General features: G+C 69.7%; 13 protein-coding genes. 8 read left to right on the top strand and 5 right to left on the bottom strand.

What is annotated here, in order from left to right:
- Positions 1-87 precede the first annotated feature (87 nt).
- The 3 genes from ACZ6WN_RS28635 to ACZ6WN_RS28625 all read left to right on the top strand — a co-directional run bounded on the left by ACZ6WN_RS28635 (position 88) and on the right by ACZ6WN_RS28625 (position 3,762).
- Positions 88-1,098 (top strand): hypothetical protein, encoded by a 1,011-nt coding sequence (locus tag ACZ6WN_RS28635; RefSeq protein WP_465869622.1) that lies wholly within the window; start codon positions 88-90, stop codon positions 1,096-1,098.
- Between the two features lie 15 nt (positions 1,099-1,113).
- Positions 1,114-1,581: a GNAT family N-acetyltransferase gene (locus ACZ6WN_RS28630; RefSeq protein ID WP_465869621.1), complete on the top strand. Its 468-nt coding sequence runs from the start codon at positions 1,114-1,116 to the stop codon at positions 1,579-1,581.
- Between the two features lie 135 nt (positions 1,582-1,716).
- Positions 1,717-3,762: a family 20 glycosylhydrolase gene (locus ACZ6WN_RS28625; protein ID WP_465869619.1), complete on the top strand. Its 2,046-nt coding sequence runs from the start codon at positions 1,717-1,719 to the stop codon at positions 3,760-3,762.
- Between the two features lie 59 nt (positions 3,763-3,821).
- On the opposite strand, the gene ACZ6WN_RS28620 is transcribed toward ACZ6WN_RS28625, so the two are convergent.
- A complete protein-coding gene (locus tag ACZ6WN_RS28620; RefSeq protein ID WP_357337291.1) occupies positions 3,822-5,162 on the bottom strand; it encodes a class II 3-deoxy-7-phosphoheptulonate synthase in 1,341 nt (446 codons plus the stop codon).
- Between the two features lie 110 nt (positions 5,163-5,272).
- The gene (locus tag ACZ6WN_RS28615) at positions 5,273-6,721 is read right to left on the bottom strand and encodes an APC family permease (protein WP_465869618.1); all 1,449 of its coding nucleotides are present in this window, start codon (positions 6,719-6,721) and stop codon (positions 5,273-5,275) included.
- Between the two features lie 143 nt (positions 6,722-6,864).
- Here ACZ6WN_RS28615 and ACZ6WN_RS28610 point away from each other — a divergent pair, with 143 nt between their 5' ends.
- From ACZ6WN_RS28610 to ACZ6WN_RS28595, 4 genes are read left to right on the top strand one after another with little or no spacing between them, the layout of a single operon-like run.
- Positions 6,865-7,707: a DUF1028 domain-containing protein gene (locus ACZ6WN_RS28610; RefSeq protein ID WP_465869616.1), complete on the top strand. Its 843-nt coding sequence runs from the start codon at positions 6,865-6,867 to the stop codon at positions 7,705-7,707.
- A complete protein-coding gene (locus ACZ6WN_RS28605) occupies positions 7,704-9,173 on the top strand; it encodes an FGGY family carbohydrate kinase (RefSeq protein WP_465869615.1) in 1,470 nt (489 codons plus the stop codon). The genes ACZ6WN_RS28610 and ACZ6WN_RS28605 overlap by 4 nt, the downstream gene beginning before the upstream one ends.
- Positions 9,170-9,643 carry a hypothetical protein gene (locus ACZ6WN_RS28600; RefSeq protein WP_465869613.1) on the top strand — a complete coding sequence of 158 codons (474 nt, stop codon included), beginning with the start codon at positions 9,170-9,172 and terminating at the stop codon, positions 9,641-9,643. Before ACZ6WN_RS28605 ends, ACZ6WN_RS28600 begins: the two co-directional genes overlap by 4 nt.
- Positions 9,640-10,512, top strand: a complete 873-nt coding sequence (locus ACZ6WN_RS28595; protein ID WP_465869611.1) for a metallophosphoesterase — start codon at positions 9,640-9,642, stop codon at positions 10,510-10,512. Before ACZ6WN_RS28600 ends, ACZ6WN_RS28595 begins: the two co-directional genes overlap by 4 nt.
- 22 nt (positions 10,513-10,534) lie before the next feature.
- Here the strand turns inward: ACZ6WN_RS28595 and ACZ6WN_RS28590 are convergent, their stop codons facing one another.
- From ACZ6WN_RS28590 to ACZ6WN_RS28580, 3 genes are all read right to left on the bottom strand, one after another.
- Entirely contained in the window at positions 10,535-10,870 is a 336-nt protein-coding gene (locus ACZ6WN_RS28590) for a DUF1048 domain-containing protein (RefSeq protein WP_465869609.1), read from the bottom strand.
- 125 nt (positions 10,871-10,995) lie between these two features.
- On the bottom strand, positions 10,996-12,342 hold the full coding sequence (locus tag ACZ6WN_RS28585) for an HNH endonuclease (protein ID WP_465869607.1): 1,347 nt from the start codon (positions 12,340-12,342) through the stop codon (positions 10,996-10,998).
- Between the two features lie 428 nt (positions 12,343-12,770).
- Positions 12,771-13,835, bottom strand: a complete 1,065-nt coding sequence (locus ACZ6WN_RS28580; RefSeq protein WP_465869606.1) for a glycoside hydrolase family 10 protein — start codon at positions 13,833-13,835, stop codon at positions 12,771-12,773.
- Here ACZ6WN_RS28580 and ACZ6WN_RS28575 point away from each other — a divergent pair.
- Complete coding sequence (locus ACZ6WN_RS28575) at positions 13,821-14,348, top strand: GNAT family N-acetyltransferase (RefSeq protein WP_465869604.1); 528 nt, start codon at positions 13,821-13,823, stop codon at positions 14,346-14,348. The two genes, ACZ6WN_RS28580 and ACZ6WN_RS28575, sit on opposite strands and share 15 nt — an antisense overlap.

The following is a 14,348-nucleotide window of genomic DNA, read 5'->3' as shown; positions in this document are numbered from 1 at the left end:
TGTCCGATGTGTGGCCTCGAGGTCGCCACGGAGCCCGACCAAGCAGCCGAGGCTGACTCCACCGATGTAGAGGAAAGGACGCCACCCGTGTCCAGTTCTGACGCGAAGCCCGAAGGCGTGCACTCTGCTGCGGACGTCGACGATCTCGACGAGCCCAACGAGTCCACCGTGATCCGGAAGCCCGTCGAGGCGCTCGCCCCGGAGGCCGTCGAGGACGTGCCCGAGGCGGAGCAGACCTCGCTGAGCCTGCCGCGGATCAGCGCCTACGGCGATGACACCGTGCCGGGTCCGGCGTCCTCGGCGCACACCACGACCGGCAACGACGAGCCCACCGAGCGCACCTCGAGGCGCCAGGCGCCCTCGGTCGAGGAGAAGCTCGACACCGACGACGAGCCCGAAGGGACCACCGCGGTCCGTCCGGCGTACGCACCGCCGAGCGCCCCGCCGCCGGCCACTCCTCCGCCGGCCAGTCCCCCGCCGGCCTCTCCCCCGCCGGCGCACCAGCCGGCCGCCGCGGAGCAGGCCGTGATCCCCGACCCCGAGCCGTCGCCGGTCCCGGACCCCTCGCCCTTCCCGGAGCCGACGCCGGTCCCGGAGCCCGAGCCCGTTCCCGGCCCGGATCCGGTCCCCGAGCCGACCCCGGAGCCGGGGCCCCTTCCCGGGCCCGAGCCTGTCCCCGAGCCGGAGCCGGTCTCCGAGGTCACGGTCGAGGCGGCGTACCAGCCCTTCGTCCAGCCCTCGGGGGCGCTCGTCGATGCCTCGCGCAACGGGCAGGCCCGCCACTGGGCCCCGCCTGAGGAGCAGGACGCCCCGGCCGGCCAGGTCTACGACCCCGAGCCCGCCTACGCGACCGGCTACCCCGAGGAGGCCTATGCCACCGAGGGGGCCGGCGACTGGCAGGCCGGCTACGGCTACGCCGGCGACCCGGAGCCGCTCGAGCAGGACTTCGGCGACTACGGCGCCCAGCAGGAGTACGTCTCCTCGCTGATGTCCGCCGAGGCCGAGGACAACCCGTCCACCTGGATCGTGCTGCTGTGGGTGGGCGCGATCTTCATGATCGTGATGCTCGTGCTCGGCATCTGGCTGATGACGCTGTAGCGTCGGGCCGCCCAGATGCCGAGAATCGTCGTCGCCGAGATCGACAGCGACGAGCAGCGCGCCCTTGCGCTCGACGTCTGGCGGGCGGCCAACGTCGCCCGCCGCCGCACCGCCACCGAGGCCCGGGTCCGTCGGGTCCGGGAGAAGCTCGCCGCGGCCGAGCTCGCGCTGCTCGCCCACTACGGCACCCGTCCGGCAGGGATGCTGGTCGCCGAGACCTACCTCGTCGACGGCGTACCGCTGCCCGGCTACGGCCACATCTCGATGGTCTTCGTCGACCCTGCGGTCTGGGGATCCCACGTCGCGACCGAGATGATCCGCGACCTCCAGTCACGCGGCTGGGAGGGCCTCAGCGTCTGGACCCGCACCGACAACCGCCGCGCCCAGCGTCTCTACGAGCGCACCGGGTTCACCGACACCGACAACCGCAGCACCCTCCACGACGGCGACGAGATCATGCAGCTCGCCTGGGCGAGGAGCTGAAGCCTCGGGCCAGAATTAATTTGTTGAGCGAATTTACGAAAACCCTGTCGGGTGCGCGAGCGCGTCACTACGCTCGCCGGGAGCAGCACAACTTCTTGATACTCGCCGCGTCTTCGCGGCAGAGAGGAATGTTGAATGTCTCGCTCGATACTCGCCGCAGCCGCCGCTCTGACCCTCGCCGGCTGCCTGGTCACCATGGCGGCCCCGTCGGCCACCGCCTCCACCCCCACCTCCGCTCCCGACACCCCCGTCCCGGGTCTGGTCCCCCTCCCGGTGCAGGTCGCCGAGCAGTCCGGCCCCGACTTCGTCCTCACCCCCGGCGCGCGCATCGTCGCCCGCGGTGAGGCCGCATCGGTCGGGCGCCTGCTCGCCACCACGCTCCGTACATCGACCGGCTATGCCCTCCCCGTCGTCTCCGCACACCCGAAGCCCACCGATCTGCAGCTGGTCATCGACCCCGGTGCCGACTACGGCCAGGTGGCGGGCAACCCCGAGGCGTACGCCCTCTCCTCCGGCCGCTCGGGCCTGCGGATCAGCGGGGCGAGTCGGCACGGGCTCTTCAACGGCACCCAGACGCTGCGCCAGCTGCTCCCGGCCTTCGCCGGTTCGCCCGTACGCGTGCACCAGACCTGGAGCGTGCCGGCCGTGAAGGTCCTCGACGCGCCGCGGTTCGGCTATCGCGGGATCATGCTCGACGTCGCCCGGTCGTTCCAGACCGTCGAGGAGGTCAAGCAGATCATCGACGCCGCCGCCTCCGCCAAGCTGTCGGTGCTGCACATCCACCTGGCCGATGACCAGGGCTGGCGCATCCAGATCACCAACGAGGGGCGCGCGGCCGGCGACGACATCGACTACACGGCGCTGACCCGGGAGTCGGGCGGCACGGCGGTCACCTCCAACTCCTATCAGCCCCTGGACGGCCACACCGGCTACTACACCCAGGACCAGTTCCGCGACCTGGTCGCCTACGCCGCCGAGCGCGAGATCGAGGTCGTCCCCGAGGTCGACATCCCGGGCCACACCAACGCGGCGCTGCACGCGATCCCGCAGCTCAACACCGCGGGATCGAGCCACACCGGCACCGCCGCGGAGCCGGTGGCGCCGGTCAACAGCACGATCGACGTCGGCTACTCCTATCTCGACCCGTACGCCGAGGTCAGCTACACCTTCGTCCAGCACGTCTTCGCGCAGCTGGCCGAGATGACCCCCGGCGACTACCTGCACATCGGTGGCGACGAGTCGCACGCCATGACCGCCCGCTACGGGCACCAGGGCTACGTCGACTTCGAGAAGCGGGCCGTGGACATCGTGCACGACCTCGGGAAGAAGACGCTGGGCTGGAACGAATACTCGGAGACGACCCTCACTCCCGGCGACGGGGTGCAGTACTGGGCCGGCTCGACCGACTTCGCCAAGCGCGCCATCACCGAGGACGGCGCCAAGCTGCTGGTCTCACCGGGCAACAAGTCGTATCTCGACATGAAGTACAACCCCAAGACGCCGATCGGGCTGTCCTGGGCGTGCTCGGGCTCGTGCGACTTCCCGGACTACTACGCCTGGAGCCCCGAGAACGTCGTCCCCGGGGTCGGTGACGCCGACATCCTGGGCACCGAGGCGCCGCTGTGGTCGGAGACCGTCCGTGGCGTGAGCAACGCGGAGTTCATGATGTTCCCGCGCGCCCTCGCGCACGGCGAGGTCGGCTGGACCCAGGAGTCGCAGCGCGACGGCGCCGACTTCGCCCGCCGGGTCGCCGACGTCGGCACCCGGCTCAACACCGCCGGCACCAACTTCTACGACGGCCCCCACGCCGCCTGGTCCACCGCCGTGACCGGCACCGATGCAGTCGTACGCCGCGGCTCCTCGGCCACCGTCGCGGTCGGTCTGCTCGCCGCACCGGGCACGAAGACGGACGGATCCACGGTCGCCGTCGACGCGGTCGACGACGCCGACGGCTTGGGCGGCTCCGCGCTCACGGGCGCGCTCGGCGCGACGGTCCGCTTCGGTGACGGCACCGCAGACGTACCCGCGACCTTCACCACGACCACCCCACGCGACGGGCTCCACGCGGCGGGTGTCTACCGGATCAGCGCGTCGCACCGCTACGCGCGCCCGGGCACCTATCACGGCACGGTGACGACCTCGGACGGTCGCACGGCCACGTTCACGGTCAGGGTTCGCTGACCGATCGCCGCAGTCGGCGCGTCCTGTTCCGCAGGGCGCGCCGCTCTGCGTCCGGCGGGCTACTTGTTGCGGAGCATCTCGGCGACCTGGAACGCCATCTCGAGCGACTGGACACGGTTCAGGCGCGGGTCGACGACGCTCTCGTAGCGGTGCACGAGGCCGGCCTCGTCGAGCTCCTCGCCGCCGCCGATGATCTCGGTGACGTCGTCGCCGGTGTTCTCGACCAGGATGCCGCCGGGGACGGTGCCGAGGGCGTGGTGCACGTCGAAGAAGCCCTGGACCTCGTCGAGGACGTCCTCGAAGCGGCGGGTCTTGTAGCCGTTGGAGGTGGAGAAGGTGTTGCCGTGCATCGGGTCGGAGATCCAGGTGACGTTGACGCCCTCGGCGGTGATCTTCTCGACCAGGCCGGGCAGCCCGTCGCGCACCTTCCCCGCGCCGAAGCGGGTGATGAAGGTGAGCCGGCCCTCCTCGTTCTTCGGGTTGAGCTTGGCGGCCAGCGCGAGCGCGTCGTCGGGGGTCGCGGTGGGGCCGAGCTTGCAGCCGATCGGGTTGTTGAGGTGGCGGAAGTACTCCACGTGGGCGCCGTCGAGCTGACGGGTGCGCTCACCGATCCAGACGAAGTGGCCCGAGACGTTGTAGGGCGTCTCGGTGCGCGAGTCGATGCGGGTCATCGCGTGCTCGTACTCGAGCAGCAGCGCCTCGTGGGAGGAGTAGAAGTCGACCCGGTGGAACTCCTCCGGGTCGGCGCCGATGGCCTCCATGAACGCGATGGCGCGCTCGATCTCGGAGCCCATCGCCTCGTACTTCGCGCCGACGGGCGAGTTGCGGACGAACTCGGAGTTCCAGGTGTGCACCTGACGCAGGTCGGCGTAGCCACCGGTGGTGAACGCGCGCACGAGGTTCAGCGTCGAGGAGGAGGCGTGGTAGACGTCCAGCAGCCGCTGCGGGTCGGGGATGCGGGACTCGGCGGTGAACTCGAAGCCGTTGACGGCGTCGCCGCGGTAGGCCGGCAGGGTCACACCGTCGCGGGTCTCCATGTCGGAGGAGCGCGGCTTGGCGTACTGCCCCGCGAGCCGGCCGATCTTCACGACCGGGACGGAGGCGGCGTACGTCAGGACCACGGCCATCTGCAGCAGCACGCGCAGCTTGTTGCGGGTGTTGTCGGCGGTCGCCTCGGCGAAGACCTCGGCGCAGTCGCCACCCTGGAGGATGAACGCCTCGCCGCGGCCGGCGGCGGCGATCGAGCTCTTGAGCTGGTCGCACTCCCCCGCAAAGACGAGCGGCGGCTGGTTCCTCAGCTTCTCGACCGCCGCGGCCAGGGCGACCGGGTCGGAATAGGTCGGCTGCTGAAGGGCTCCGATGGCGTGCAGCTGCTCGAGGGAGGGGAAGGCGTCGTTCACGAGCCTCAGGGTACGCGGCTCACCCGGTTGTTACGAAGTCATCTCAGACACGGCGAGGCCGGCGTACGTCCTGAGGAGAACGTACGCCGGCCCTGGCCGACATCGGTTGGCTACTTGTCGTCCTCGGGGTTGAGGTCCATGTGCTCGATGTCCTGGAAGTGTCCGCCCTCGGGCTTGTAGAAGATCCGGGTCAGGGCCCACAGGATGATGCCGATGACGAGCAGCACGCCGGCGACCTTGTACTGGTCCTGCTGCTCGGCGCTCCGTGCCCACGGACCCGCCAGGTAGGCACAGGTGACCGCGCCGACCACCGGGATCCAGACCGGCGCCTTGAAGTAGTCCGGGTTCGCCGCCGGACGGCGACGGATGATCAGCAGCGCGATGTTCACCACGGTGAAGACGCACAGCAGCAGCAGCGACGTCGTTCCACCCAGCAGCGAGACCGTCTCGGCGCCCTTCTCGGACCCGCTGGCGTTGACCACCCAGATGATCAGGCCGAAGGCGATCGCGGTGGTGAACAGGATCGCGATCCACGGCGTACGCCGCCCCTGGAGCACCTTGCCGAGCACCGGCGGCAGGACGAGCTGCTTGGCCATGCCGTAGACGAGGCGCGAGGCCATCAGCATGTTGATGAGTGCGGAGTTGGCCACCGCGAACATCCCGATGAACGGGAAGATCGTGTCGAAGGGCAGGTTGGGGGCACCGGCGGCCACCACCTGGGTCAGGGCCGAGCCCTTCTCCGGGTCGGTCAGATCACCTACCGGGACCAGCGCGACCGCGGAGATCGAGACCAGGACGTAGATGAGCCCGGTGATGCCCAGACCGGTGAGCATCATCTTGGGGAAGTCACGGCGCGGGTTCTCGGTCTCCTCGGCCATGTTGACCGAGTCCTCGAAGCCGACCATCGCGAAGAAGGCCAGGGTGGTGGCGGCGGTGACCGCCATGAAGGCGTTCTTGCCCTCGGCGCTCTCGAAGATCATCACCCGGGAGAAGTCGGCCTTGCCCGCGAACATCCCGGCCAGACCGACGAAGATGACCAGCAGCAGACCGGAGAGCTCGACCAGGGTGAGCACGACGTTGGCCTTGACGCTCTCACCGACGCCGCGCAGGTTGATCAGCGCGACCAGGGTCATGAAGCCGAGCGCGATCAGGACCAGGGTCAGGCTCCCCGGTGCCGCGTCGAGCCCGAGCCCGTCGTTGAGGAAGCCCGCGAACGCGTTGGAGGCGGTCGACGCCGAGGTGATGCCTGAGCACATCACCGTGAAGGCGACCAGGAAGGTGATGAAGTGGATGCCGAACGCCTTGTGCGCATAGAGCGCAGCGCCGGCCGCCTGCGGGAACCGTGTCACCAGCTCCAGGTAGGAGAAGGCGGTGATCGTGGCCACGGCGAAGGCGACCAGGAACGGGGCCCAGGCCGCGCCCCCGACCTCGCCTGCCACCGAGCCGGTCAGAGCGTAGACGCCGGTGCCGAGGATGTCGCCGACGATGAACAGAAGGAGGAGCTTGGGGCCGATGACTCTCTTGAGTTCCGGTGTCTCCTCTTGCGCCAGGTTGCTCATGGTTCCTCCTGGTAAGGATTTCGAGACAGGTGCTCGAAAAGGGATGAACTGATCCGACCATCAAAGCCCAAGCTCGCCGTCAGGTGTACGACAATTCGTAAACACGCCGTAACCGGACGAAATTTCGCGGATAGGGTCGCGGCATGACCTTCTCCATCGTCGCCAGAGCAGTTGATCCAGGCACCGGGGAGCCCACCTGGGGTGTGGCCGTCGCTTCGAAGTTCCTCGCCGTCGGGTCGGCCGTGCCGGCTGCCGTCGCCGGGGTCGGAGCCATCGCCACCCAGGCCGAGGCCAACGTCGCCTACAAGGGTCTCGCGCTCGCTCACCTCGACGAGGGTGCGACGGCCTCCGTCGCGCTCGAGAGGCTCCTGGAGGAGGACGAGCGCCGGGACCACCGCCAGGTCGGCATCGTCGACGTGGACGGCAACGCGGCCTCCCACACCGGGTCGTCCTGCTTCGCCTGGGCGGGTGGCCGGACCGGCTCCACCGCGGACGGGGCGTACGCGATCCAGGGCAACATCCTCACCGGCCCCGAGGTGGTCCAGGCGATGGAGGCCGCCTGGCTCGCCTCCTCCCCCGAGGAGCCGCTGCAGCACCGCCTGCTGGCGGCCCTCGCCGCGGGCGACGAGGCCGGCGGCGACAGCCGCGGCCGGCAGAGCGCGGCCCTCCTGGTCGTGCGCGAGGAGGCCGGCTACGGCGGCAACGACGACATCGCGGCCGACCTCCGGGTCGATGACCACGCGGCGCCGATCACCGAGCTGAAGCGGCTCCTGGACCTCAGCGACTTCTACCTGACCGCGTCCACCGAGGCCGAGAAGGTGCAGGTCACCCCCGAGATCGAGGCCGAGGTGGAGACGTACGCCGCGGCGCAGGGCGCCACCGGCTTCCTCGCCTGGGTGGCCACCGAGAACTACGAGATGCGGGTGGCCGAGGACCTGTCCTGGATCGACCGGCGCATCCTCGACATCGTCAGGACCCCGAAGTGAGCTCAATCCTCGCCATCGACGCCGGCACCACCGGAGTCACCGCGCTGATCGTCACCGACAAGGGCGAGGTCGCGGCTCGGGGGTATGAGGAGTTCGACCAGCAGTTCCCCAGACCGGGCTGGGTCGAGCACGTGCCCGAGGGGATCTGGCAGGCCACCCTGGAGGCGTGCCGTACGGTCCTCGCGGCCCACGGCCGCGACGACCTCGTCGGCATCGGGATCACCAACCAGCGCGAGACGGTCGTGCTGTGGGACCGGGAGACGCTGGGATCGCCGCGGCGAGCGATCGTGTGGCAGGACCGGCGGACGACCGCCATGTGCTCCTCGATGGCCGAGCACGACGCCCGTGTGCGGGAGCTGACCGGGCTCCGCCTGGACCCCTACTTCAGCGCGACGAAGCTCGCCTGGATCCGCGAGAACGAGCCGCACACCTGGACGCACGTGGAGTCGGGGCGCTATGCGATCGGCACCGTCGACTCCTACCTGATCGCGCGGATGACCCGCGGCCTCCACCACGTCTCCGACGTCTCGAACGCGTCCCGGACGCTGCTGTTCGACATCACCGCCAACGACTGGTCCGAGGAGCTGTGCGACCTGTTCGGGGTGCCGCGCGACGCGCTGCCCGAGATCGGCCCCAACTGGGGCGAGGGCGTGGTCACCGACCCGCGCTCGTTCCTCGACCTCTCGCTGCCGATCGCCGGGGTGGCCGGTGACCAGCAGGCGGCGCTCTTCGGGCAGGCCGCGTTCGAGGTGGGCGACTCCAAGTGCACCTACGGCACCGGCTCGTTCGTGCTGACCAACACCGGCACCACACCGCAGCGGTCGGAGTCCGGGCTGCTCACCTCGCCGGGCTGGATGTCACCCTCGGGAGAGGTCACCTACGTCCTCGAGGGCTCCATCTTCGTGACCGGCGCCGCGGTGCAGTGGCTGCGCGACGGCCTGCAGATCATCGGCTCGGCCGCGGAGACCGAGGCCCTGGCCCGCACCGTCAGCTCGTCCGAGGGGGTCGTCTTCGTGCCGGCCCTGACCGGCCTCGGTGCGCCCCACTGGGACCCCGACGCCCGCGGCACCATCATCGGCATCACCCGCGGCACCACCCGTGCCCACATCGTGCGGGCGACCCTGGAGGCGATCACCTTCGAGGTACGCGACGTGATGGCCACCATGCCCACGCCCGTCGCCTCGCTCAACGTCGACGGCGGCGCGGCCGCCAACAACCTGCTGTGCCAGCTCCAGGCCGACCAGCTCGGGGTCGACGTCTCCCGGCCCCGCTACGTCGAGACCACGGGTCTCGGTGCGGCCTTCCTCGCCGGCCTCGGGGTCGGGGTGTGGTCCTCCTTCGACGAGATCCGCGAGACCTGGGCCCTGGACCGCACCTTCTCCCCCGATGCGTCGCGTCGCGATGCGGCCGACGAGGCGTACGCCTCCTGGAGCCGGGCCGTCGAGCGTTCCCGACAGTGGGCATGAGCACCGCCCCGCGGCGCGGGGTTCCGTGGTGGGCCTGGGCGCTCGTGGCAGGTGCGGTGCTCGTGGTTCTGACCTTGGTCGGCGCCGGCGTGCTGACTGTCTGGGTGGGCGCCGACCTTCGCAAGGCCGCCGACGACGTGCCGGCCGACTGCCTCGACCTCGCGCAGGCGGTCGGAGCGCCGGACCTGCCCGAGGGGACCTCGGCCGCGAGCTGCACCTACATCGGCTTCCAGGACTGGCAGTTCGAGGGCGCGATGACGATCCCCCGGACCGAGCTCGACACCTGGCTCGCCCGCCTCCCCGGCTCCCCGGTGCTCGGCGAGACCGGCTGCACCGCCGACGCCGTCGCCTGCGTCCAGGTCGACCTCACCCAGGTGGGCGACGAGGTCGACGCCCACTACCTCGACGTCGCCGTCCTCAGCGAGAACGACGGCGTCGCCGAGGTCCTCATGTCAGCCTTCACGACATGACCCGGATCCTGCATCTCTCCGACACCCATGTCTCCGCGAGCAGCGCCGACATGGACGGTGTCGACGCCGTGGCCGCGCTCGAGGCGATCCTGCACGACGCCCGCCATCTGCCCGGCCTGGACGCGGTCGTGGTCAGCGGCGACATCGCCGACGACGGCTCGGCCGCGGGCTGCCGGTCGGTCCTGGAGAGGGTCGGGGCGTTCGCTGCCGAGCGTGGCATCCCGCACCTCTACTCGACCGGCAACCACGACGCCCGCGGGCCGTTCCGTGAGGTGCTCGGCAGCGGACATCTCGACGCCGACGGCAGCGACCGCGGGCGGCTCCTGGATCCGGAGTCCGACCTGTGCGCGGCGGTCAGCTACCTCGGCGAGCTCAGGGTCATCACCGTCGACAGTCTGGTCCCGGGCGAGACCCACGGCTTCCTGGACGAGCATCAGCTGGCCTGCCTCGCGAACGAGCTGGCCACGCCGACACGCGACGGAACGGTCCTCGTCCTCCACCATCCGCCCCTCCACCTCGCCTCGGTGCCCTACGTCGCCGACGTCGTCCTCCGAAACATCTCCGCCCTCGGCCGGGTGGTGCGCAGCAGTGACGTACGCGCCATCCTCACCGGACACCTCCACTTCCAGGTCAGCGGCTTCCTCGCCGGCATACCGGTCTGGGTCACCCCCGGCGTCGTCACCCGCATCGACACCACCGCACCCCCACATCTCGTACGCGGCGTGCTCGGTGCCGGCGCCACCGTCATCGACCTGGCCGACCCGGCCTCCCCCACCTTCCACGTGATCACCGCCCGCGACCCCCGCGCCGGCGAGCAGGTCTACCTCTACGACCCCACCTCCGGCGAGGACGTCCCCGCCGAGGACTGAGGCCGAGGTCTGCCGTCAGGCCTCACGCCAGCTTCTGGGCGACCTGGTTGAGGTCGGCGCGGAGCTTGTTCCGGTAGGCATCGTGCTGCTCGGGCAGCCGGGCGTCGCAGAACGCCGCCAGGTCGGTCCCGGTGACCTCCAAGACGCCACGGCCGGCGGCGGCCTCGGTCTCGAACAGGTCGAGGACCTCACGCAGGACCTCGACGATGTCCATGCCATCACCAGCGGTGAAGCGCCACAGGTAGTTCTTCATCTCGCCATACACGGTGCGGTAGTCGGCCGGCAGCTCGGCGGCGCGGGCTTCCATCCGCTTCCAGTCCTTCTTGTCGCCGATGAGGCGGCTGAGGATGTTGTTCATGGTGGTGCTCCTTCTTCCGGTGGTTTCTTGGGCCCTCGGTTTGGGGCTGTGGAAGAAGCGTGCAGGCCTGACGTAGCGTCAAGGTCAAGCATCGATCCGAAGAAAGTTTCCGCCGGGCGTGGTCTTCAGGCTGCGAGGGTGTGGTCGAGCAGTACGTGGCGCAGCCGGAGCTCGGCTGGTGACAGGGATGGTGGGTCCGGCATGCGGGTCTCGGGCGGTGAGCCTGGTGCCCGAGTCACGGGCGGTGGATCCTGTCGCCAGGTGTCGGGTGGTGGGCTGAGGTAGGTGTGACCGGTGGGTGTGATCGTGATGATGCTGCCGTCCGGTCTCGGTCTGGCCCGCCACCCGAGCGCCTCCTTGGCCTGGTTGCATCGCACGCAGAGACCTTGCAGGTTCGTGGCGTTGGTCTTGCCGCCGTCGGTGTGGCGTTGGATGTGGTCGATGTTGCGGATCGGGGCATCGCAGCCGTTGGTGCGGCAGGTCCCGCCGTCGCGGGTGGTGATGAATTCCGCGAGCCCGTCGGGGGCTTTGCGGGCGCGGGACTCCATTGCCACGAGCTGGCCGGCGGGGTCGGTGAACAGGCGCCGGAGGAACACCTCGGCGTCAGCAAGGGATTCGCGGGCCCAGGCTGCGGGGACGGGGCCGTAGCCCTCCACGAGTGCCGGCTGATCGCCGTCATGCGTGAGTGCCTCGGCGCTCATCACGATCTTGACCTCGATCCGAGGCTTCGCACCGTTCTCGCGGCCGGTGACCCGGTCGACGAGGGTGTCGGCCATGACCTGACCCCGGGTCCGCTGATCACCAGCCGCCGCCGCGCTTTTCGCGGCCTGGTCCAGTGCCGCGAAGACCGCGACCCCGTCCTTGACGGGGAGTAGCGCGCCGAGCCAGGTCATCGTGTCGGGTGCCGGGCGCATGCTGACCCGGCGGTCCTTCTCTGCGTTCGCGGCGCGGGCGACGACGGATTCCTGGTCGAGGGTGATGGCGAGTTTCTTGGCGGCGTTCTCGAGCTGCCGCAGCCCCATCGAGACCGCCCGGGCCGGTTCTCCGTCCGGGCCGGTGGCGCAGAGGTCGTGGTCGATGACCCTCCGGTCCTCCACCGATAGGCAGGCGGTTTCGCGGGCGAGGATGGTGGCCTGCCACTGGGAGAACAGCCCGGCCTTCATCAGCGTGAAGGTGTGTGGCATCTCGGCGATCAGGATCTTCGCCAGCCCGAGCAGCTTGGCGCCCTTCTCGGGCGAGACCCGGCGCGCCAGCGCGACCTGGGAGGCGACCCCCTCGCCCAGCTTCCGGGCAGGAACCCCAGCCTCGGACTGGCGTGCCCGCACGGCTTCGTCGAGCCGTACCGAAGCTTTTGCCTGGACGGCCTCGGCGGCGCACTTGACCTCTTCGAGACGGCTGATCCAGTCGACCAGCTCCCCTTCGGACGCACCCAAGGGTGGCCCAGCGAGGAGGCGGTCGACGGTCTCGTTCATGCGCCTTATTATATGCGAGGAAGCACCAGCAAGCGACCTATTTAGGCTGGTCAAACCCAAGTTACGCAGTCAGCGAACAAGACACGTGAGTCCGCACCACACCCCTCGCCGCCGCCCCGCTACAGGCGAAATCTTTCTCGATCGGGTGCCGAGTCAAGGATGGCCGCAGGCCACCGGCGAAGCCGGCGGGCGAAGCCCGTCCTTGACGCGGCGCCCGATCGAGAAACACTCAAAGAACGGGTCGGCGGCGAACCCCGAAACGAAAACACAGTCACTAAGCGAGGTATCCCAGAAGCGACCGTGTTGGTCTCGACACGCCTCCGCCTAGCGGCTCCGGCGGCTCGACCAGCGGGGGGAAGCGGCCCGACCACCGGGAGCAAGCGGAGCTTGGGCCACGGATCCATGGCCCAAGCCCCGTTCAACCCAGATCAGACAGCAGTACAGCTAGCAGTAGGCGTAGAGGTGTTCCCACCCGAGTAGAGCGTGATCCCGAACTGGTTCCCGCTGCCGTTGGGCGTGGCAGTAAGCGTCCCCGAGGTCCCGGAAACACTGGCGTTCCACGAGTTCTGCAGGCTCTGGCCCGAACCGGTGCTGATCCGGACGACCCAGCTGTCGGCACCGCTGACGGTGAAGACCGTGTTGAACCGGTCAGCCCAGGACTCGGTGCGGGTGACGGTCACCGAACAGCTCCCAGCCGGCGGCGTGGAGCCATCTGCGGTGTTGAGCTGGTCGAGGACGTACCCGTAGGCGAGCTTCTTGTTGCCGGAGCCGTCGAAGAGCAGCGGGGTGTCCGAGGCGCGCCAGGAGTCGGTGTCTCGTACGCCCCAGACGGTGATGCCGGTGCAGCGGGTGACAGCCATGCAGGCCTGGGTGACGCCACGGAACTGCTCGGCCTGGGAGGTGCCGGAGCCGGCGATGTCGAGCTCGGTGATCTGTACGTCGACACCCAGGTCGGCGAAGTTCTGCAGGGTGACGTGGTAGTTGCTCGGCACCGGGTTGCCGGAGTTGAAGTGGGCCTGGAAGCCGACGCAGTCGATGGGTACGCCGCGCGACTTGAAGTCGCGGACCATGGCGTAGACGGCCTGCGTCTTGGCGTGGCTCCAGTTGTCGGTGTTGTAGTCGTTGTAGCAGAGCTTGGCGTTGGGGTCGGCGGAGCGGGCGGCACGGAAGGCTGCCTCGATCCAGCCGTTGCCGGTGCGCTGCAGGTTGGAGTTGCGACGGGCGCCCGAGGAGCCGTCCTCGAAGGCCTCGTTCACGACGTCCCAGGCGTAGATCTTGCCCCGGTAGTGGCCCGCGACGCCGGCGATGTGGTTGAGCATCGCGTTGCGGAGCGAGCTGCCCTCCATGTTCTGCATCCAGCCCGGCTGCTGGGAGTGCCAGGCCAGCGCGTGCCCGCGGACTCGCTTGCCGTTCTGGATGGCCCATCCTGCCTCGCCCGCCTCGGCGACCCTCAGGGGCGGATATGGCAGGCTCGCGCCGTGCCCTTCACCCACCGCTTGGCGACACCCGACGACATCCCCGCGCTGACGGCGATCATGGACACCTCGATCGCGGAGCTCCAGAAGGGGTTCCTGACGCCGGAGCAGATCGTCTCGAGCAGGACGGTGATGGGCATCGACACCCAGCTGATCGAGGACGGCACCTACTTCGTGGTCGAGGAGGACGGCGAGATCGCCGGCTGCGGCGGCTGGAGCAGGCGAGCGACGCTCTACGGCGGCGACCACACCCCCGGCCGCGAGCCGACGCTCCTGGACCCGGCCACCGACCCGGCCAGGGTGCGGGCGATGTACACCGACCCGGCCTTCGCCCGGCGCGGCGTGGGCAGGCTCATCCTGGAGCTGTGCGAACGCGCAGCCGCGGCCGAGGGGTTCACCTCCGTCGAGCTGATGGGGACACTCTCCGGCGAACCGCTCTACCGGGCGTACGGCTTCGAGCCGGTCGAGCGGATCACGGACGACCGCGGGGGCGCACCGGTCCCGCTGGTCCGGATGCGGAAGCAGATCTGA

The organism is Nocardioides sp. NPDC054178, assembly GCF_055585005.1.
This window is presented reverse-complemented; position numbering and strand designations above follow the sequence as displayed.